We start from the raw sequence: 20861 nt of genomic DNA, 5'->3' as shown, positions 1-20861 counted from the left end.
CGGGCAGTTGATCGTTGCAACTCCATCTTTGCCCGGTTGATGGGAGGAGTATGGGGGAGGATTTGAGAGCGGAGATAAGATTCGATCGGAAAGCACCCCCACCTAACCTCCCCCTGAAGGAGGGGGAGGGACCGGCCGGTGTGCGCCGGAACCGTGAGGCAGGCTCGATGTGCCCCTCCCCCTCCTTCAGGAGGAGGCTGGGTGGGGGTAGGCGGCGCCAGCGCCCTAAGCCCCGAAACGCCGATCGGCCTCGTCGCAGAAGGCGCGCATGATTTCTTCCTGCTTGGCCGCAAAGGCCGGCTCGGCGACGGCCGCGATCAGCGGATTGGAGATCTTGAAGTCGATCTCGAACCGCACCCGAGTCCCCTGCCCTTCGGCCTCGAAGCTCCAGACGGAATCGAGATAGGAAAACGGTCCGTCCACGGCTTTGGCCTTGATGGTCAATGCCTGCGGGTCGAGCGTCACCCGGCTCGTATAGGCCTGGGTGATCGGACCGAAGGAAATGGTCATGCGCGCCAGGCGCACGTCCTGGCCCCCGGCTGAGGGGTCCGGCCGCACCTGCATGTCCCGGCAGTTGGGAACAAAGCGCGGATAGTCCTCGAGATCGGAGACGATCTCGTACATCCGCTGCGGCATATGCGGCACATGACGGTCGAAGAAGCGCTTCATGCCTAGTGTCCGAGCCTAGCCATCCGATTGGCCTTGAGGCGCGCGAAGTCTTCGCCGGCGTGATGCGACGAGCGCGTCAGCGGGCTGGAAGACACCAGGAGGAAACCCTTCGAGGTCGCAACGGTGGCAAAGGACTTGAATTCCTCCGGCGTCACGAAGCGCTGCAGCGGATAATGCTTCTTGGTCGGCTGCAGGTACTGGCCGATGGTCAGAAAATCCACCTCGGCCGAGCGCAGGTCGTCCATGAGTTGGAGCACTTCGTTCCGTTCCTCGCCGAGGCCAACCATGATGCCGGACTTGGTAAAGATGGTGGGGTCGAGTTCCTTCACCCGCTGCAAGAGCCGGATTGAGTGGAAGTAACGCGCGCCGGGCCGGACCTTGAGATATTTCGACGGCACGGTTTCGAGATTGTGGTTGAAGACGTCTGGCCGCGCGGCCACGACGATCTCGAGAGCGCCATCCTTGCGCAGGAAGTCCGGCGTCAGGATTTCGATCGTGGTCCGGGGATTGCGCGCGCGGATGGCGTGAATGACATCGGCGAAATGCTGGGCGCCCCCGTCGGGCAAGTCATCGCGGTCAACCGAGGTGATCACCACATGCTCGAGACCGAGCGTCTCGACGGCCTTGGCCACGTTTTCCGGCTCATGCGGATCGAGGGCGGTCGGCAGGCCCGTGCGCACGTTGCAAAAGGCGCAGGCGCGGGTGCAGATCTCGCCCATGATCATCATGGTCGCGTGCTTCTTGCTCCAGCATTCGCCAATGTTCGGGCAGCCGGCTTCCTCGCAGACGGTGACGACCTTGTTGTCGCGCACGATCTGCTGGGTCTCTTTGTAAACCGGCGAGCCAGGCGCCTTGACGCGGATCCAGTCCGGCTTGCGCAGCACGATGCTGTCGGGCCGGTTGGCCTTTTCCGGGTGGCGCGGACGAGCCGCATTGTCGATGAGCGTGACCATGTCAGTCCTGACTGGGGATTAGCCCCTATATCGCTCCCTTGGGCGGCCGGTTCAACCCGGCCTTATGGGTGATTGGCAGCCATGCGCTGCGTCTAGCCCAGAATTTCCTTCATATCGACCCAGTCACCGCCGCGCGATGCCGAAAGGATCGTTGCTTGCACCAGCGCAAGCGAACCCAGATTGTCCTGGCCCGAGCTGAACCCGACAGGCACGATGCCCGTGTCCAGCACGCCGGCCATGGCATTGAGCGTGCCGGTGCGATCTGGGAACTTGACTGGGTCGAGCTTGACCTTCTCGGTCTTGCCGTCGAGCGGGGTCAGCGTCAGCACATCGGGGCCGGCCTTATCACGGAAATGGTCGCGCGAGCTCCAGGCGATCTGCCCTTCGGCGCCGTCCATCACCCATTCGCCAGCCCAGGGCGTCACCGCGCCGGTATTCATCCAGCTTGCACGATAGGACACAACGGTGCCCTTGGCGAATTCGATGGTCGCCACACCGCTCGGATCGAAACGGAACGGGCTGCCGGGCGGATTCCAGGTGCGGCAGGAGAGGCGCACCGGCTCATCGCCGAGCACGAAGCGCATCAGGTCGAAATGGTGGATCGACATGTCGGCCAGGAGCGGATCGGGCATGTCCCAATAGCGGTAGCCCTGGCTCGGTCCATGGCGGCGGAAGTCGATGCTGACCATGTTAAGCGCGCCGAACTGCCCCGAGGCAATCAAACTGGCGGCGGCGATCGGCGCCGGCTGGTGTCGATAGTTCTGGCTCACCATCAGCACCCTGCCCTGCGCCTTGGCGAGGGCCACCAGTTCCTTGGCCTGGCTGATGGTGGTGGTGAAGGGCTTTTCGACGAGGACATTGTAGCCCAGCTCGAGACAGCGCTTGACCACTGGATAGTGCGCTTCGGTGCGCAGCGTGCAGAGCGCCAACGTCGCATCGCTGTGCTTGGCGGCGTCTTCGAGGCTGGCAAAGCAGAGTTTCGGGTCAACGCCGAGTTCAGCCTGCACACGCGCTGTGGCTTCCAGGTTGGTATCCACATAACCCACCATCTCGACAGTGGGAACTTTGGGGATAACTTCCTTGGACCAACTGAAACCCCAGTGTCCCAGCCCGATCTGGATCGCCTTGACCATGTGGATAACTCCTGTGGTTTCGTTCCAGCCCCACCCACCGAGTCATTCCGGCGAAGGCCGGAATCCATGCTGCGGGCTTTCCGAGTATTGAGGGTGTTGAGCGTGGATCCCGGCGTTCGCCGGGATGACACCGTGTGTAGACGACGCCGCCGATCAAATATTCAGCGCGCGGCCATAGGCGTCGAGCACGCTTTCCTTCATCGTTTCGCTCAGCGTCGGATGCGGGAAGATGGTGTGCATCAGGTCTTCCTCGGTGGTCTCGAGGTTCATGGCTACCACGAAGCCCTGGATCAGCTCGGTCACTTCCGCGCCAACCATGTGGGCACCCAGCAATTCGCCGGTCTTGGCATCGAAAATGGTCTTCACGAGGCCGTCGGGCTCGCCCAGGGCAATGGCCTTGCCATTGCCCACGAAGGGGAAGCGGCCGACCTTGATCTCGCGGCCAGCTTCCTTGGCCTTGGCTTCGGTGAGTCCGACGCTGGCCACCTGCGGCTCGCAATAGGTGCAGCCGGGCACCTTCAGCTTGTCGAGGCCATGGACCTTGAGACCGGCGATCTTTTCGACGGTGATGACGGCTTCATGCTCAGCCTTGTGCGCCAGCATGGGCGGGCCGGCGACGTCGCCAATGGCCCAGATGCCTGCAACGTTCGTGGCACCATAGTTGTCGATGACGATGGCGCCGCGCTCGGTTTTGACGCCCACGGTTTCGAGGCCGAGGCCTTCGATATTGCACTGCACGCCGACAGCGGAAATCAGCTTGTCGCCGGAAATCTGCTGGGTCTTGCCGTCCTTGGTTTCGACATGGGCAACGACGCCGTTACCAGTCTTTTCGACCTTGGCGACCTTGGCATCGGTGAGGAACTTGATGCCGCGCTTTTCCAGGCGCTTGCGGGCGAGACCGGAGATTTCGGCATCTTCCACCGGCAGGATCTGCGGCAGCAGCTCGATGACGGTCACTTCGGCGCCTAGCGAGCGATAGAAGGACGCAAATTCAATGCCGATGGCGCCCGAACCCATGACCACCAGCGACTTCGGCATTTCGGCCGGCTTCAGCGCTTCGAAATAGGTCCAGATCCTGTCGCCATCGGGCTCGATGCCCGGCAGGACGCGCGGACGCGCGCCGGTGGAGATGATGATGTTCTTGGCCTTGTAGGTCCCCTCGCCCAGCGCATTCTTGGGCACGGGGCCCTGCGGCTGCACGATCGGCTTCTTGGACGGCGCGACCTTGATCTCGCCGGGCTTGGTGATGGTCGCCTCGCCCCAGATAATGTCGATCTTGTTCTTCTTCATCAGGAACTGCACGCCATTGTTCATCTGCGCCGCAATGGCGCGCGAACGCTTGACGATGCCGTCGAGGTCGAAGCCGAACTTTTCGGCAGTCAGGCCATAGTCCTTGGCATGGCCCATATGGCCGTAGATTTCGGCCGAGCGCAGCAGAGCCTTGGTCGGGATACAACCCCAGTTGGAGCAGATGCCCGCCATGTGCTCGCGCTCGACAATGGCCACCTTCATACCAAGCTGCGCACCGCGGATGGCGGCGACGTAGCCGCCGGGACCGGCGCCGATGACAAGAAGATCGTATTGGTCAGCCATAAGGGCCTCCAGGTAGATTTGGGCTCAAAGACCCAGGACTTGTTTGACGAGCGGCACGAGGCCCTCGCCGATAGCTGATGTATTGGCCGGATCGAGGTGCACGCCGTCGCGCGGATCGGCCTTGGCGACCGTGGCGGCGTCGAAAAAGTGCACGCCGGTTTCCTCGGCGTGACGGCGATAGTGGCGTGCAAAATCCTGCGACTCGCGCAGCAGGTGCTCAAGACCACCAAAATTGCTCAGCATGTTTTCATTGCTGGTCGGCACGACATGCGGCGGCGACACCAGAATGATCTGCGGCGCAGCTTCGCCGGTGCCAGCAAAATGCCCACGCGTCAGCTCCACCAGCCGCCGCGCACCGCGGGCAGCATAGGCCGCCGTGCCCGCCACGAAGGGTTTCAGGTCATTGGTGCCGAGCATGATGATGACCAGGTCGAGCGGCTTGTGGCTGTCGAGCAGTGTCGGCAGGATGCGGGCGCCGTTGCGGTCGGCCGCCGCCGTCCAGTCGTCATAGGCCGTGGCGCGACCGCCAAGACCCTCTGCGATCACCCGCGCCTGGCCGCCGAGGCCCTTTTCCAGCGTCGTCGGCCAGCGATGCTCAAAGGCATGCCGCGGACCGCCACCGGGGTCCGCGCCATAGGTGAGGCTATCGCCATAGGCGAGAATCGTCTTCATCGCCGCGGCTCCTTAAGCGAGCATCATCACCGGGTTCTCGATGAGCCCCTTGAAGACGCCCAGCACTTCCGCGCCCAAGGCGCCATCGACGGCGCGGTGATCGCAGGAGAGCGTGGCGGTCATGAACTGGCCGATCTTGATCTGGCCGTTCTCGGGATAGACACGCTCTTCGCCGGCGCCGACCGCCAGGATCGTGCCATGCGGCGGGTTGATCACGGCGGCAAAGTGCTTGATGCCGAACATGCCGAGATTGCTGACCGAGGACGAACCGCCCTGATATTCGTGCGGCGCCAGCTTCTTGGATTTTGCGCGGGTCGCCAGATCCTTCACCTCGTCCGAGATTTCGCGAAGGGTCTTGGTATCGCAGCTCTTGACCACTGGGGTGAAGAGACCGCCCGGCACCGACACGGCAACCGCGACGTCGGAGCGCTTGTGGTAGAGGATCGAGTCCCCGGCCCAGGTCGCGTTGGCCGCGGGCACGCGTTGCAGCGCAATCGCCCAGGCCTTCATGACAAAGTCGTTGACCGACAGCTTGTAAGCCGGCTTGCCTTCCTTGTTCTTCGGCGCAGCGGCATTGATCTGCTCGCGGGCGGCCATCAGGGCGTCGATCTTGCAATCGAGCGTCAGATAGAAATGCGGGACGGTCTGCTTGCTTTCGGTGAGGCGGGCGGCCACGACCTTGCGCATGCCGTCGTTCGGCACGAGTTCGTACGAGCCTTCCTCGTAAAGCGCGATGACCTGGTTCTTGCTCATGCCCGACGACGCGACGCCGCCGGTGGCCGGTGCCGATGCCGGGGCGGCAGCCTTGAGCGGCGCCTTGCCGGACTTGGCGGCTTCCACGTCAGATTTGATCACGCGGCCCTTCGGACCCGTACCGGAAATGGCGGAAACGTCGATGCCGGCTTCCTTGGCGAGACGGCGGGCCAGCGGCGAGGCAAAGACTTTGCCGCCTTCGGACTTGGTCGGCGCAGCAGCCGGAGCAGCCTTGGCGGGTGCGCTCGAACCGGTATTGGCATTGGTCGCGACCGGCGCCGGAGCGGCGGCCGGCGCAGGCGCTTCAGCCTTGGGAGCCTCGGCCTTCGGCGCTTCCGCCTTGGGCGCGGCAACAGCGTCAGCGCTTTCGCCCTCCTGCAGCAGCACGGCAATGACGGCGTTGACCTTCACATTGTCGGTGCCTTCGGCCACGAGGATCTTGCCGATCTTGCCTTCGTCCACGGCCTCGACTTCCATCGTGGCCTTGTCGGTTTCGATTTCGGCGATCACGTCACCGGAGGAAACGCTGTCGCCTTCCTTGACGTGCCACTTGGCGAGCTTGCCCTCTTCCATCGTCGGGGAGAGCGCCGGCATGGTGATATCGATTGGCATCCCGGATCTCCTTACGAGCGATAGGTCACGGCGTTGACGGCCGCGATCACTTCATCAACGTTGGGCAGCGCCAGCTTTTCGAGGTTGGCGGCGTAAGGCATGGGCACATCCTTGCCCGTCACGCGCATCACCGGCGCGTCCAGATGATCGAACGCCCCTTCCATGACGCGGGCCGAGATCTCCGAGCCGATGCCGCCCTGCGGCCAGCCTTCTTCGACGGTGACGAGGCGCCCGGTCTTCTTGACCGACTCGATGACCGTGTCGATGTCGAGCGGACGCAGGGTGCGCAGGTCGATCAGCTCCACGTCGACGCCGGCCGCGACCAGTTTCTCGGTCGCCTGGGTGGCGTAGCGCATGCCCATCGAGAACGAGACGATGGTCACGTCAGAACCCTTGCGGGCGATGCGGGCCTTGCCGATGGGCAGCACGAAATCGTCGACCTTGGGCACAAGGCCGGTCGAGCCGTAGAGGATTTCGTTTTCGAGGAAGACCACCGGATTGGGCGAACGGATCGCGGCCTTGAGCAGGCCCTTGGCGTCGGCCGCGCTATAGGGCGCGATGACGGTGAGGCCGGGAACATGGCTGTACCAGGCCGAATAGTCCTGGCTGTGCTGCGCGCCCACGCGGGCGGCGGCGCCGTTGGGGCCACGGAACACCATGGGCGCGGTGACCTGGCCACCGGACATGTAGAGCTGCTTGGCGGCGGAGTTGATGATCTGGTCGATCGCCTGCATGGCGAAGTTCCAGGTCATGAATTCGACGATCGGCTTCAGACCGGCAAAGGCGGCGCCGACGGCAAGACCGGCAAAGCCGTGCTCGGTGATCGGCGTATCGATGACGCGATCCTTGCCGAATTCCTGCAACAAGCCTTGGGTGATCTTGTAGGCGCCCTGATATTCAGCGACCTCCTCACCCATGATGAACACGTCCTTGTCGCGGCGCAGCTCTTCGGCCATGGCTTCGTTCAGCGCCTGGCGCACGGTCATTTCGACCATTTCCACGCCTTCGGGCAGGTCCGGATCGCTTTGGGCCTCGAACTTGGGCGCAGCCGGAACAGCAGCGGACGGCGCGGCAGCAGCAGCCTTCTCTGCCGGCACGACCGGAGCCTCGGACGGTTCCGGCGCGGTTTCGGCGACGGGCGCCGCAGCCGAACCGGCGCTTTCTCCTTCCGCCAGAACCAGGGCGATCGGGGTATTGACCTTCACGCCCTCGGTGCCTTCAGCCACGAGGATCTCGGTGACGGTGCCCTCATCCACCGACTCGACTTCCATCGTCGCCTTGTCGGTCTCGATTTCGGCCAGCACGTCGCCGGACTTCACCTTGTCGCCAACCTTGACGACCCACTTGGCAAGCTTGCCTTCTTCCATCGTCGGCGACAGGGCGGGCATGAGGATTTGGGGCATATCAGCTCTCCACGGAAAACGCGCCGGGCGTGGGAGCCACAGGGCGGAGAATGGAATGGGGGGTAAGGGCGGCGAAATCGGTCCGCCAGCCGTTAATTTTTTTCGGCTCGGCCTCGGCGGCACCACTGGGCCGCTCGTTGACGGCCCAGCCACTGAGAATGAGCCCGAGCACCACGAAGACCAGCGTAGCGATCACGGCGCGCTTGTAGATCGCCGCCTGCGATTCACCTGCTAGGCCGGCGCGCTGCTCAATTTCGGCGAAGCGCCACCAGCCAAACAGCCAGCCGCGCCATTGCCCTGCCGGCGCCAGCCGGCTGATGGCCGTGGCCTGCATTGCGGCCAGAACCGCCGAAAGCGCGGCAAACAGCAGGACAACGCCTAGCAGGATGGTCATCGCTGGCCTCAGGCTTCGATGGTGATGTCGGTCCAGAGTTCGGACGCCGCCGGCTCCGGATCGTTGGTCGCAAAGTCCGCTGCTTCCGTGACGATGGCGCGAATTTCGGTCTCGATCTGCTTGAGATCCTCTTCGCTGATCTTGCCGCCGGCCAGCAGGCGGGCGCGGACCTGTTCGATCGGGTCGCGTTCCTGGCGATACTTGGTCACTTCATCCTTCGAGCGGTACTTCGCCGGGTCGGACATGGAGTGGCCGCGATAGCGGTAGGTCAGCATTTCAAGGATGTAGGGGCCCTTGCCCGAGCGGGCATGCTCGATGGCGCGCTGGGCGGCATCGTAGACCATGCGGACATCCATGCCATCGACCTGCTCGCCCGGAATGTTGAACGAGGCGCCGCGCATGGAGAAATCGGTCGTTGCCGCGGCGCGTTCGATGGAAGTGCCCATGGCGTATTTGTTGTTTTCGATCACGTAGACGACCGGCAGGTTCCAGAGCTTGGCCATGTTGAAGCTCTCGTAGACCTGGCCCTGGTTGGCCGCACCGTCGCCGAAATAGGCGATCGCGACCGAACCATCGCCGGAATACTTTGCTGCGAAGGCGAGGCCGGTGCCGAGCGAGGCCTGCGCACCGACGATACCGTTGCCGCCATAGAAGCGATGCTCGTTGGAGAACATGTGCATCGAGCCGCCCTTGCCCTTGGAAAGGCCACCCTGGCGTCCGGTCAGCTCGGCCATCACACCCTTGGGGTCGAGGCCCATGACCAGCATGTGACCATGGTCGCGATACCCGGTGATCTGGGAATCCTTGCCCTTCTCGCTGGCCATGGTAATGCCGGTGACCACAGCTTCTTGGCCGATATAGAGGTGACAGAAGCCACCGATCAGGCCCATGCCATACATCTGGCCGGCCTTTTCCTCGAACCTGCGGATCAGCAGCATTTCGCGGAACGCTTCGAGATCCTGCTGTTCGCTGAACTGGGGGACGTTGGGCTGCGTCTTGGCCTGGGTGGCCGTCGCCTTGCGCGCCATTCTACTCTCCGCTTGGGTCGGGGGGATTTGCCGCTGGGCCATCAGGCCACTTTGCGCATGATACTGCAAGCGCCGGGGCAATAACATTGCCCCGCCAGCAACACGAAAACGATATTAAAGCGTTGAATCTGCTTCGATAATAGAGATTAACTCACTATCGATTAATTCTACGAATTGACCGGATATTGGTTGACCGTTCTCGGGGTTCACCATCACCAGTACGTCGTCGGCATGGGCCATGTTGAGCAGTGCCCGCGCCCGCTCCGCCACGATATCGGGATCGATGTGGCGCGGATTGAGCAGCGACACGCGGTGCCGATAGGCGTCGATTTCCGCCTGCAGCGCGGCGCTCCGATCTTCCAGCACTTCGATGTCGGACTGGATGTCCTCGCGGCTGGCAATGCCGAACTGGCCCGAAATGGCCGAGTATCCCAGATAGGCCTGGAAGCCCAGCAGCGTGACCGTCAGGGCCAGCGGACGCCAGAATGGAGGACGTTTGAGACGGGTGGGCATGGGCAGACCAGTTCGTGACGCCTGACCATGCCAGACAAGGGATTAATACCCCGTTTCCTATTCGGCTGCCGCCCGTTGGGGATGCGCCCCTTCGGCGAAAAGCGCACTGACCGACTCGCCATTGTTGATGCGCCGCATGGCCTCGGCCAGGGCCGGCGCCACCGACAGCACAGTCAGCTTGGCATGCGGCTGGCGCAGGGCATTGGGCAATGTGTTGGTGCAGACGATTTCGACCACGTCAGGCTCGGCAGCCAGCCGCGCTACGGCGTCCCCGGCAAAGATGCCGTGCGTGCAGGCAATCCGCACCGACCGCGCACCGTTGGCACGCAAGTGCTTCAGGAGCTCGAGAATCGAACCGCCACTGGCGATTTCATCATCGAGCACGATCACGTCCCGATCCCGCACATCACCGATGATGGCCGAGATCCTGACCTGCGTGTCGGAAATCCGTTCCTTGGCTCCTGCCGCGACCGGGCGGCCCAGGGCGCGGGCGAAGGCAGCGGCCGTTTTGGCATTGCCCAGATCTGGCGACACGACCACCGTGTTGGAAAGATCATGGCGCTGGAAGTGTCGCGCCAGCTCGTGCAGGGCATGCAGGTGATCCACCGGCACGCTGAAAAAGCCGTGCACCTGCGGCGAATGGAGGGTCATGGTCAGGACCCGGTCGGCACCGGCGGTCTTGAGCAGATCGGCAACCAGGCGCCCACCAATGGAGATGCGCGGCGCGTCCTTTTTGTCCGAGCGGGCATAGGCATAGTGCGGAATGACGGCCGTGATGCGCGCCGCGGAAGCACCCCGAGCCGCATCGAGCATCAGCAGAAGTTCGGTCAGATGGTCCTGTACCGGCGCGCTGAAAGTCTGGACCAGGAACACGTCCTGCTCGCGGCAATTGGCCTGCAATTGCACTTCGATACAGTCATTGGAGAAGCGCTTGACCCGCGTCGGATTGAGCGGAACGCCGAGTTCGGCGCAGATCTCCTCGGCCAGTTCCGGATGCGCGCCACCACTGAACACAGCGATCTGGTTCATGACGGGGTCCTCGGCTTCTGGCTGCGGGTGCCCGCTCTTAGCCCGTCACGCCTCAAAGCGCAACGTAATCGATCTCCTGGAACCGGGCGACTTCGGGCACCCAGCGGTCACGCACGAAGGCCACGTGGTCGGGATGGGCATTGTAGCCGTCATAGGCGGTCTGATCGGCGAACTCCATCGAAAAGCCGAAGGCATAGTCTGCCTTCGGGCTCGTCTGCCGCAGTCGCTCGAACTTTTCGACTCCGGGAATGGCTTCCAGCACCTGGGCTGCGTCGAGGAAGGACCGCTCCTCGGCTGAACCCGCGGCATGCTTGAGCGTAAAGACGACAGTGTGCCGGATCATTTGGCGGCTCCCAGGGCTTCATTGGCTGCAATGGCCGCCATGTTGACGATGCCGCGGCTGGTGACCGACGGCGCTAGGATATGCGCCGGCGCCTGCATGCCCATCAGGATGGGGCCGACGGCGAGGGCATTGTTCATTTCCTTGAGCAGCGTCATGGAAAGGTTCGCGGCGTCGAGATCGGGGAAGACCAGCAAGTTGGCCTCGCCCTTCAGCACCGTATCGGGAATGTAGCGCTCGCGCAGCGTCTGGTTGAGCGCCAGGTCGCCCTGCATTTCGCCTTCGACGATGAGGTCCGGGGCGATGGCCTTGAGCTTGGCATAGGCTTCGCGCATCTTTTCGCTGCTTTCCCCGTCGCGCGAACCGAAATTGGAATAGCTCAGCAGCGCTGCCCGGGCCTCGATGTTGAAGCGCTTGAGATGGTCGCGCGCCTGAAGCGTGATCGACACGATCTCGTCGGCGCTGGGATTCTGACTGACATAGGTGTCGGTCAGGAAAAAGGCGCCGCGCGGCATGATCAACAGCGAGAGCGCCGATGCTTCCGAAACACCCGGCTGCAGGCCGATGATGGAGCGAATATCGCGCACATGCTTGATGAAGCGGCCCTGAAGGCCGCAGAGCAAGGCGTCGGCCTCGCCTCGCTTCACTGCGAGGGCGCCGATAACGGTCGTATTGGTGCGCACGATGGTGCGGGCAGTGTCCGGTGTCACGCCATTGCGGCCCACAAGCGAATGGAAGAGGCTCACATAGTCGCGATAGCGCGGATCGTCTTCGGGGTTGATGACCTCGAAGTCGCGGCCCGGCTGGATGGAAAGGCCGAAGCGCTCGATGCGCGCCTCCAGCACGGCGGGACGGCCGATCAGGATCGGGCGGGCAATGCCTTCTTCAAGCAGCACCTGGGCGGCACGCAGCACGCGCTCGTCCTCGCCATCGGCAAAGGCGACGCGCTTGCCCTGCCCCTGGGTCCGGTCGATGATCGGCTTCATCACGAGACCGGAGCGGAAAACGAAGCGGTTGAGGCTGTCGAGATAGGCGTCCCAATCCTCGATCGGCTTCTTGGCAACGCCCGACTCCATCGCCGCGCGCGCCACGGCCGGGGCGATGCGCAGGATCAGGCGCTGGTCGAACGGGTTGGGAATGATGTGCTCGGGGCCATAAACGGCCGGTGCGCCAGAGGGCGAGACTTCGAGGCCCGGCTCATGCGCCAGCTTGGCGATAGCGCGGACTGCCGCGAGCTTCATTTCCTCGTTGATCGTGGTGGCGTGCACGTCGAGCGCGCCGCGGAAGATGAACGGGAAACAGAGGACGTTGTTGACCTGGTTCGGGTAGTCTGAGCGCCCGGTGCAGACCATGGCGTCGGGCCGGGTCTCCTTGGCCACTTCCGGCATGATTTCCGGATTGGGATTGGCCAGGGCCAGGATCAGCGGCCGCGGCGCCATCTTGGCCAGCATTTCCGGCTTCAGCGCACCGGCGGCCGAGAGGCCGAGGAACACGTCGGCGCCGTCGATGACTTCGGCCAGCGTCGTCGCCTCGCTGGTGCGGCGGAACTGGCCGCGCCACTTGTCATTGACGTCGTTGCGCTTGTGGGTGACGAGGCCATCCTTGTCGGCCACCCAGATATTCTCGTGCTTGGCACCGAGCGCCACCAGCACGTTGAGGCAGGCAATGGCCGCGGCCCCTGCCCCGGACGTGCAGATTTTCACGTCTTCGATCTTCTTGCCGCTCAGTTCGAGGCCATTGAGCACCGCGGCGCCGACGATGATGGCCGTGCCATGCTGGTCGTCATGAAACACCGGGATCGGCATGCGCTCGCGCAGCGTCTCCTCGATCTCGAAACAGTCCGGCGCGCGGATATCCTCGAGATTGATGCCGCCAAAGGTCGGCCAGAGCGGCGCCACGGCGTCGATGAATTTCTGCGGATTGATCTCGTCGATCTCGAGGTCGAACACGTCGATGCCGGCAAACTTCTTGAAGAGGACAGCCTTGCCCTCCATGACCGGCTTCGAGGCCAGGGCACCGATATTGCCCAGGCCCAGCACGGCCGTGCCGTTGGAGATCACCGCCACGAGGTTCTGCCGCGACGTATAGCGGGCGACCGCTTCGGGGGTCTCGGCGATTTCCTCACAGGGGGCGGCGACGCCGGGGGAATAGGCAAGGGCAAGGTCACGCTGATTGCCGAGCGGCTTGATGGGCTGGATTTCCAGCTTGCCCGGCTTGGGGAACTCATGGAAATGCAGCGCCGCCTCGCGAAGGGCCCTGCGCTGTTCATTGATATCGGTCGACACGAAGCTCACTCCCCGGCAGTCCAGTTGGACGCGTTGGTGCCATCAATCACGCGGATTGAAAAGACCGGAACAGCCCAAGCCGTCGAGTCGGCGGCGAAATTACGGCACGCCGAAAGCTGCATCGTTTCAGGTGACAGCGTGGCGACAGGAAGCGTGGAAATCCATCAGGCTGCGGACGCGACCACTTCCAGCCGCGGCGGCGCATGGGTGGATGCATGCAGAGCCAGCGCCAGTTCCTTGTAGGCGCCGATCTTGAGCGCCGGGGCAAAGATGTAGCCCTGGGCGTGCAAGACGCCGCGCGAGCGCAGGTAGAGCGCCTGTTCCTCGGTCTCGACACCCTCGGCCACGATCTCGCAATCGAGGTCCTTGGCCATGGCGATGAGCCCGTCCAGCACTGGCACCTGGGTCGTGCCCGGCTTGATCATGTCGACAAAGATGCGGTCGATCTTGATGACGTCGACGCCCAAGGTCGCGAGATAGGCCAGGTTCGAATGGCCTGTGCCGGCATCGTCCATGGCCAGCCGCGCGCCGAGCGCATGGAGGCCCGAAATCACGCTGGTCGTGGTCATGGAATTGTTGAGCGGCCGGCGCTCGGTGATCTCGAACACCAGTTGCCGGAAGCTGATCGGCGACTGCCCGAAGATTGCCTGCACGTCCTCGACGATACCGACGTCGCGGAAGTGGCCCTCGAACAGGTTGATGGAGATTTTCATCTCCGGCATGGTCTTGCTCAACTCGCCGAGATCATTGCGAACCTGCTGCATGAGAGACACGGTCATCGGGATGGCAAGGCCGGTCACTTCCGCATAGTCGATGAAGGCGCCCGGCGGGATCACCTTGCCGTTGCGCTTTTCCCAGCGGCACAGCACTTCGCAGCCCACCAGTTCGCCCGTGCGCAGGTTGATCACCGGCTGGTAATAGGGCTTGATTTCGTTGCGCTCGATGGCCCGTTCGAGATCAAAGGCCGGTACACGCGATCGGCGCACATAGCTCAGGTTCAGGAGCAGGAAGACGGCGCTGGCAACGCAGGCGATGACCGTGAACACCACGTCGAGATCGGCATAGCCGGCCCGCACCATGGCAAAGGGCACGGCGAATTCGACCTTGATCGGGAACTGGCCGGCATAGCCCTGAGCGCTGATGTAGTCGGCGCTCGAGGCGCGGCGGTCAAACCCGGACGGGTCGCCGATGGTCACGATGGAAAGGCCGTTGGTGAGCGTCACCCGCATCATCGCCGCGTCGGCCATGGTGTCGGCGAGCGCCGCCTCGCTCTGGCCCAGCAGGGGCACGAAGGACGACACGCGCCGCGTTTCCCCGAAGGTCTGGGTGATCTTGAGGGCCGGCATGGCCATGTCGCCCAGCTTCACAACGGTCATGGTTTCGGTAAGACCCGGAACCGGCAGCGGCTGCGATAGCGGCGATTGCGTCACCATGCGGCCATAGGCGTCGCAATACTGCACGCCGTCGAGATTTTCGACCAGGAACTGCTTGAGGTTGAGACTCGCCTCGATGGCAGTCTGGGCATTGGTGACAAAGGTCGGCGTGCAGAGCGAAGGACTGGCGGCGATCACCTGGCGAAGCGCCGCGACGCCGTCCATCGCACTTGCATTGATATGTGAGCTCAGGGACTCAACATAGTGCTGGGCATAGGCTTTTTCGCGATATTGGACATAGGCGTCTAGCAGGTAGTCCACCGCAATGATGGGGACGAACGCCAGAACGGCGCCCATCAGCATCAGGACATGTGAGAATCTGGACTTCAACCTGCGAATCCGAACCCGGAAAATCTTGCCTACCTGACTAGCAAGGCAAGTTTTAACGGGTCGTTAACGCTGATTAACCGACGCTAACCATGGAGGCGAGATGAGCTATCACTTCCTGACTTCAGGCGCGAAATATCGTGTGACCCAGGCCTTCGTCGACTTCGACCGCCGCACCCATCCAGTGGGAGAGGAATGGACCTTTCTGAGGACCAGCTTCCTCCCCTACGATGACGGGCTCTCGATCTTTGTCACCGATGAGACGGGCCATGAGCGGCAAATCCGCATGCAGTGGCGCGATGAGGAGCAAGGCCCCATCATCGAACGCCTGTCGGATTATCTGACGCCGGCTTAGCTGTTCTGGACGTTGATCCGGACGCTGAGTTCGCGCAACTGCTTGGCGCTGGCCGGGCTCGGCGCGCCCATCAGCAGGTCTTCGGCCTGCTGGTTCATCGGGAAAGCCGTGATTTCGCGCAGGTTGGCCACGCCGCACAGCAGCATGACGATGCGGTCGATGCCGAAGGCCGCACCACCATGCGGCGGCGCGCCATACTGGAAGGCGCGGTAGAGGCCGCCAAACTGCTCCTCGACTTCCTCGCGCGACTTGCCGGTCAGCTCGAAAGCCTTGACCATGGTCTCGGGCTCCTGGTTACGGATCGACCCGGAGGCGATCTCGTAGCCGTTGCAGACCGCGTCATACTGATACGCCTTGAGCGAGAGCGGATCTGGCCCGTTGAGACCCTCGATCCCGCCCTGCGGCATGGAAAACGGATTGTGGGCGAAGTCGAGGCGCTTTTCTTCCTCGCTCCACTCGTAGAATGGGAAGTCGACGATCCAGCACAGAGCATACTGCTCGGTATCGACGAGACCGAGATCGGTGCCGACCTTGGTGCGGGCCTCACCGGCGAACTTGTAGAACTTGTCAGGACGGCCGGCGACGAAGAACACCGCGTCGCCGTCGTCGAGGCCAAGCTGCGCCTTGAGGGCGGCCGTGCGCTCTTCGCCGATGTTCTTGGCGATCGGGCCCGAGCCCTGCCCGTCCTTGAAGAAGATATACCCAAGGCCAGGCTGCCCCTCGCCCTGTGCCCAGGCATTCATGCGGTCGCAGAAGGCGCGGCCGATCGGCTCGGCGCCGGCCTTGTTCTTGGCCGGGATGGCCCAGACTTCGACCTTCGGATCGGCTTCGATCTGGTTGGCGAAAACCTTGAAGCCTGAACCGGCAAAGTGCTCGGTGACGCCCTGGATCTCGATCGGGTTCCGGAGGTCCGGCTTGTCCGAACCATACTTGCGGATCGCCGTGTCATAGGGAATGCGCGGCCAGCCCCTGGTTACGCGCTTACCATCGGCGAACTTCTCGAACACTTCGGTCATGACCGGTTCGACCGTCGACCAGATGTCTTCCTGGGTCACGAAGCTCATTTCGAGGTCGAGCTGATAGAATTCGCCCGGCAGACGATCGGCGCGCGGGTCTTCGTCACGGAAGCAGGGCGCTACCTGGAAGTAGCGGTCGAAGCCGGCCACCATCAGGAGCTGCTTGTACTGCTGCGGCGCCTGGGGCAGCGCAAAGAACTTGCCCGGATGGATGCGGCTGGGCACGAGGAAGTCGCGCGCGCCTTCCGGCGACGATGCGGTCAGGATCGGCGTCGAGAATTCGGTAAAGCCGGCCTCGCCCATCCCTGCGCGCATGGCCGAGATGATCTTGGTGCGCTTGACGATATTGGCGTGCAGCTTCTCGCGGCGCAGGTCGAGGAAGCGATACTTGAGGCGAATGTCCTCGGGATAGTCGGCGTCGCCGAATACCGGCAGCGGCAGTTCCTTGGCCGAGGACAGCACCTCGATCTCCCGGATGAACACTTCGATCGTGCCGGTCGGGATGTTGGGGTTCACGGCCGCGGCGTCGCGCAGCTTCACTTCGCCGTCGATGCGCAGCACCCATTCGGAGCGCACCTTCTCGGCCGCCGCAAACGCCGCCGAGTCGGGATCGATGACGCACTGGGTGATGCCATAATGGTCGCGCAGGTCGATGAACAGCAGACCGCCATGGTCGCGCACACGGTGAACCCAACCGCTGAGACGGACATTATTGCCGGCATCGCCCGCCGTGAGGGCACCACAGGTGTGGGAACGGTAGCGATGAAGGGTCATGTCAGGTCTCGAAAAATGCTGGATAAAGGCCGGAATCTCGGGCGGGAAAAGCGCATGGCAGTCCCCGCTTGTCAAGCAGCGGGGGCATATCGGCTTTCCGGGCTTTACCGCAAGGGAAATCGAAGGTGGAGCTATCGCCCGCCACCTGCTAGGAAGAATGTTGACGATTTTGAGACGGTATCAGTATGGACCTGATTATTTCCACCGACGAGCTTGCCGAATTCTGTGAGCGCGCGGCCCAGTTCGAATTTGTAACGGTCGATACTGAATTCCTGCGCGAAACCACCTATTGGCCGCGTCTCTGCCTGATCCAGGTTGCCACCGACGACGAAGCCGTGCTGATCGATCCGCTCGCCCCGGACATCAAGCTTGCGCCCTTCTTCAAGCTCCTGGCCAATCCCAATGTGACCAAGGTCTTCCATGCCGCGCGGCAGGACGTGGAAATCTTCGTCAAGCTGACCGGCGCCGTGCCGCACAATATCTTCGACACCCAGGTGGCCGCGAGCGTCTGCGGCTTTGGCGACAGCGCTTCTTATGACAGCCTCGTGCGCGCCATCTGCAAGGTCGAGCTCGACAAGTCCTCGCGCTTCACCGATTGGTCGGCCCGACCGCTGACCGAAAAGCAGAGCACCTACGCCCTGGCCGACGTGACCTATCTGCGCGACATCTATCGCGAGCTGCGCCAGCAGGTCGAACAGACCCGGCGCTGGGACTGGGTCGAAGACGAGATGACCACGCTACGCAGCATCGACACCTATGTCGTCCAGCCCGAGCAGGCCTGGGAGCGGCTGAAGATGAAGTTCAACCGCCCGCGTGATCTCGCGGCACTCAAGGTTCTGGCGCAGTGGCGCGAGCAAAAGGCGCAGGATACCGATCAGCCGCGCAGTCGCATCCTCAAGGACGACGTGCTGGGTGAACTCGCAACGCAGCGCCCGCTGACCTCGGAGGCTTTCGAAAAGCTCCGCGCCGTGCCGCGTGGCTTTGGCCGGTCCGGTGCGGCCGCCGAGATCATGGCCCTGCTCAAGGACGTGGAAGCCCTGCCGAAGTCCGCCCTGCCCGCCATGCCGGACCGCTATCGCGGCCCTTCGCCCAAGGGCGCGGTGGGTGACCTGGTACGCGTGCTGCTCAAGGCCGTTGCCGAACAGCATGGCGTCGCTGCCCGCATCATCGCCACCTCGGACGAAATCGATGCTCTGGTGCTCGATGACGATGCCGATGTCCCTGCCCTCAAGGGCTGGCGGCGCAAACTGTTCGGCGAAAAGGCGCTGGCCATCAAGCATGGCCGCATCGGCCTCATCGCCACCCGCAAGGGCGTGGTCGAATTCGCCGTCAACCAGGCCGAAGCGGCGGAGTAGTTGGCCGGGCTGAGGCAGCATGATATTCTGGGACCATGCGTGATCTGGCCCGCGAACAATTGCTGAAAGAACTCCTCGAACTGAAACCTCGGTTCGAGCGCGATGGTGTCACGCATCTTGCTTTGTTCGGTTCGCGGGCTCGCGGTGACAACCGGGCAGACAGCGATATCGACTTGATGATCGAAGTCGATCCGGACCGGAAGCTGTCCCTCCTCGACATCATCGGCATCGGTCACTTGGTCGAGGATCACATAGGGCTTTCCGCCCAGATCGTCCTTCGCCGCAGCGCCCCGCCAAAATTCCTGGCCAATACATCCGCTGACCAGATTGTTGTCTTCTGATGGTCGACGCGCTCCGGAACCGCCTTGAGCATATTGCAGAGAGCGCCGACCTGGCATTGTGTCTGCTCGACGGCCTCAACGTGGAAACGCTCGCTGAACGGCCGCATACCCGCGCGGCTTTCGAGCGCTACCTCGAAATCATCAGCGAGGCGTCGCGCCATGTTCCTGACGACCTGAAGTCATCGCATGGCCCTGATATCCCCTGGCGTGCAATGGCGGCGCTGGGCAATGTTCTGCGCCATGCCTATCACCTCACGGATCTGGAAATATTGTGGCGCATCTACGAGCAGGACCTGCGGCCGCTTAGGTCATCCGTCGCAGCAATGCTGGCCGATCCTGACGTCGTCTAGCCCACCACCACGCGTGAATCCGTGTGCCCTGCCCCTTCGGCGAATTGCCGGACGCGGTTGCGCAGGTGATCGCCGTTGAGGAAGGCATAGTCGGCCGGCAGGTTCAGCACCAGCGTCGTGCCCTCGAGCGTGAAATGCGTTCGCGGCAGGATGCCCGGCATCGCTGCCGTCATGGGATAGGCCACCCGCATCAGCGACCCGATCAGCCTGGCCCGTGCCGTCAATTCGGGCGAACCGAGTGGCGCCAGAAGCTGTGCCGCCTTGGTCTTGGGCCCATCATAGCGCACCGCGATGACCTGAGCGAGGAAAGCCCGGCCAGGATGATCGACGCCGGTCAGCGAACCATAGGCCACCGAGTCGACGCTCTGCGGCCCGCGATAGTCGGGATGCGAGCGCCAGCCGATGTCGGCGAGAAGGCAGGAGACGATGCGCAGCCGCAATTCTTCCGGGGTTTCCGCGATGCGCGCGCAGTCGAAATACTGGCTGGTGAATTCGATGAGGTCGTTGGCATGGGCGGGCGAACGGGAGCGCAGCACCGACAGTTCTTCGGCGCCCTGGATCAGCGGGTCGATTTCCCGCTCCCGCTCGTCGAGCTTGCCATAGAGATAACCCTCGCGCACACCGAGGGCTGAAAAGACCACGCTGCCGAAGCGGCCGACCTTGAGGATTTCCGCCATCACCGCCGCACCGAAGGGCACGAGCTCGCGACGGGAATTGCTGACATTGGTCGAGCCTGGATAGGCCTTGAGCGAGTCGGCAGCAACGATGTCCTCGCAGAAGGCGATCATGTCATCCGCCTTGACCACATAGTCCTGCACCATGTGCAGCGAGTAGTCGCGATGGCTCTGATGCAGCTTGGCCAACGAACGCCAGGTGCCGCCGATGGCGGCGAAGCGCGCGCCTTCTTCATCATTGGCGATGATCGAGTTCTTGAGCCGCTCGCGGACGAGGGCCGCAGCCTTCTTGGGGGAACCGTCGGCATCATCCTGCAAGCGGATCACGCCGAGCTCGAAACTCTCGCCATTGTTGTCCCGGCCATTGGCGATGTCGGAAAGCTCGAGGCTGCCGCCGCCGAGATCGCCGACCACCCCGGTGAAGCCGGGAATGCCGGCGACGACGCCCAGGGCCGCGTAATGCGCTTCTTCTTCGCCGGTGAGCACCCTGACCGGCGCTTCCATCACCGCTTCGACGGCTGCGACGAATTCCTTGCGATTGGCCGCATCGCGGACAGCCGAGGTGGCAAGGATATACACCTTGCCCACCCGCATCATCCGCGCGACCAGTGCAAAGCGCTTCATGGCCTCGATGGCCTTGTCCATATTGGCTTCGGCCAGGCGGCCTGTCTGGGCAATCCCGCGCCCGAGGGCGCAGGCCGACTTTTCGTTGTAGAGCGGGGTCAGCGCCCGCGCATGACGTTCATAAACGACGAGACGCACGGAATTGGAGCCGATATCGAGGACAGCGACCGGTCGGGCACCCTTGATGCGCCCCTGCGCGGTCGGATCGGCGTCGACGCCCCAAAACTGTGTCAAA

The 20861-nt window shown here is 63.1% G+C and carries 20 protein-coding genes; 4 read left to right on the top strand and 16 right to left on the bottom strand.

Annotated elements, in window-relative coordinates; translation table 11 throughout:
• Positions 1-225 precede the first annotated feature (225 nt).
• From JEQ47_RS06480 to JEQ47_RS06415, 14 genes are all read right to left on the bottom strand, one after another.
• A complete protein-coding gene (locus tag JEQ47_RS06480) occupies positions 226-669 on the bottom strand; it encodes a type II toxin-antitoxin system RatA family toxin (RefSeq protein WP_198875534.1) in 444 nt (147 codons plus the stop codon).
• Between the two features lie 2 nt (positions 670-671).
• The gene (gene lipA, locus JEQ47_RS06475; protein ID WP_198875533.1) at positions 672-1622 is read right to left on the bottom strand and encodes a lipoyl synthase; all 951 of its coding nucleotides are present in this window, start codon (positions 1620-1622) and stop codon (positions 672-674) included.
• 92 nt (positions 1623-1714) lie between these two features.
• On the bottom strand, positions 1715-2755 hold the full coding sequence (locus tag JEQ47_RS06470) for a Gfo/Idh/MocA family protein (protein ID WP_198875532.1): 1041 nt from the start codon (positions 2753-2755) through the stop codon (positions 1715-1717).
• Positions 2756-2908: 153 nt separating this feature from the next.
• Complete coding sequence (gene lpdA / locus JEQ47_RS06465) at positions 2909-4348, bottom strand: dihydrolipoyl dehydrogenase (RefSeq protein ID WP_198875531.1); 1440 nt, start codon at positions 4346-4348, stop codon at positions 2909-2911.
• 24 nt (positions 4349-4372) lie between these two features.
• The gene (locus JEQ47_RS06460; protein ID WP_198875530.1) at positions 4373-5020 is read right to left on the bottom strand and encodes an SGNH/GDSL hydrolase family protein; all 648 of its coding nucleotides are present in this window, start codon (positions 5018-5020) and stop codon (positions 4373-4375) included.
• Positions 5021-5032: 12 nt separating this feature from the next.
• Complete coding sequence (locus JEQ47_RS06455; RefSeq protein WP_198875529.1) at positions 5033-6385, bottom strand: pyruvate dehydrogenase complex dihydrolipoamide acetyltransferase; 1353 nt, start codon at positions 6383-6385, stop codon at positions 5033-5035.
• Positions 6386-6396: 11 nt separating this feature from the next.
• Complete coding sequence (locus JEQ47_RS06450; protein WP_198875528.1) at positions 6397-7788, bottom strand: pyruvate dehydrogenase complex E1 component subunit beta; 1392 nt, start codon at positions 7786-7788, stop codon at positions 6397-6399.
• 1 nt (position 7789) lies between these two features.
• Entirely contained in the window at positions 7790-8182 is a 393-nt protein-coding gene (locus JEQ47_RS06445; protein WP_198875527.1) for a hypothetical protein, read from the bottom strand.
• Positions 8183-8190: 8 nt separating this feature from the next.
• Positions 8191-9210, bottom strand: a complete 1020-nt coding sequence (pdhA, locus tag JEQ47_RS06440) for a pyruvate dehydrogenase (acetyl-transferring) E1 component subunit alpha (protein WP_198875526.1) — start codon at positions 9208-9210, stop codon at positions 8191-8193.
• 114 nt (positions 9211-9324) lie between these two features.
• Positions 9325-9723 carry an FtsB family cell division protein gene (locus JEQ47_RS06435; RefSeq protein ID WP_198875525.1) on the bottom strand — a complete coding sequence of 133 codons (399 nt, stop codon included), beginning with the start codon at positions 9721-9723 and terminating at the stop codon, positions 9325-9327.
• Positions 9724-9780: 57 nt separating this feature from the next.
• Positions 9781-10752, bottom strand: a complete 972-nt coding sequence (locus tag JEQ47_RS06430; protein WP_198875524.1) for a ribose-phosphate diphosphokinase — start codon at positions 10750-10752, stop codon at positions 9781-9783.
• Between the two features lie 52 nt (positions 10753-10804).
• Positions 10805-11095 carry a Dabb family protein gene (locus JEQ47_RS06425; RefSeq protein WP_198875523.1) on the bottom strand — a complete coding sequence of 97 codons (291 nt, stop codon included), beginning with the start codon at positions 11093-11095 and terminating at the stop codon, positions 10805-10807.
• Complete coding sequence (locus JEQ47_RS06420; protein WP_328768348.1) at positions 11092-13377, bottom strand: NADP-dependent malic enzyme; 2286 nt, start codon at positions 13375-13377, stop codon at positions 11092-11094. The genes JEQ47_RS06425 and JEQ47_RS06420 overlap by 4 nt, the downstream gene beginning before the upstream one ends.
• Before the next feature lie 164 nt (positions 13378-13541).
• Complete coding sequence (locus JEQ47_RS06415; protein ID WP_198875522.1) at positions 13542-15140, bottom strand: EAL domain-containing protein; 1599 nt, start codon at positions 15138-15140, stop codon at positions 13542-13544.
• A gap of 100 nt (positions 15141-15240) precedes the next feature.
• On the opposite strand from JEQ47_RS06415, the gene JEQ47_RS06410 reads away from it, so the two are divergent.
• Positions 15241-15492, top strand: coding sequence for a DUF3601 domain-containing protein (locus JEQ47_RS06410; protein WP_198875521.1), 252 nt, complete (start codon positions 15241-15243; stop codon positions 15490-15492).
• Here the strand turns inward: JEQ47_RS06410 and aspS are convergent.
• Positions 15489-17282 carry an aspartate--tRNA ligase gene (aspS, locus tag JEQ47_RS06405; protein WP_198875520.1) on the bottom strand — a complete coding sequence of 598 codons (1794 nt, stop codon included), beginning with the start codon at positions 17280-17282 and terminating at the stop codon, positions 15489-15491. The two genes, JEQ47_RS06410 and aspS, sit on opposite strands and share 4 nt — an antisense overlap.
• A 185-nt stretch (positions 17283-17467) precedes the next feature.
• Between aspS and rnd the strand changes: the two genes are divergently transcribed.
• Genes rnd through JEQ47_RS06390 form a run of 3 tightly spaced genes read left to right on the top strand, consistent with a single transcriptional unit; the run spans position 17468 to position 19328 of the window.
• Positions 17468-18637, top strand: a complete 1170-nt coding sequence (gene rnd / locus JEQ47_RS06400; protein ID WP_198875519.1) for a ribonuclease D — start codon at positions 17468-17470, stop codon at positions 18635-18637.
• Positions 18638-18672: 35 nt separating this feature from the next.
• The gene (locus tag JEQ47_RS06395; protein ID WP_198875518.1) at positions 18673-18978 is read left to right on the top strand and encodes a nucleotidyltransferase family protein; all 306 of its coding nucleotides are present in this window, start codon (positions 18673-18675) and stop codon (positions 18976-18978) included.
• Positions 18978-19328 (top strand): HepT-like ribonuclease domain-containing protein, encoded by a 351-nt coding sequence (locus JEQ47_RS06390; protein ID WP_198875517.1) that lies wholly within the window; start codon positions 18978-18980, stop codon positions 19326-19328. The genes JEQ47_RS06395 and JEQ47_RS06390 overlap by 1 nt, the downstream gene beginning before the upstream one ends.
• Here JEQ47_RS06390 and JEQ47_RS06385 read toward each other — a convergent pair.
• Positions 19325-20860, bottom strand: a complete 1536-nt coding sequence (locus JEQ47_RS06385) for a Ppx/GppA phosphatase family protein (RefSeq protein WP_198875516.1) — start codon at positions 20858-20860, stop codon at positions 19325-19327. The two genes, JEQ47_RS06390 and JEQ47_RS06385, sit on opposite strands and share 4 nt — an antisense overlap.
• Position 20861: the final 1 nt, after the last annotated feature.

The organism is Devosia sediminis (genome assembly GCF_016411825.1).
Classification (GTDB): Bacteria; Pseudomonadota; Alphaproteobacteria; order Rhizobiales; family Devosiaceae; genus Devosia; species Devosia sediminis.
The sequence above is the reverse complement of the archived record's forward strand: the minus strand, read 5'-3'. Positions and strand labels throughout refer to the sequence as shown.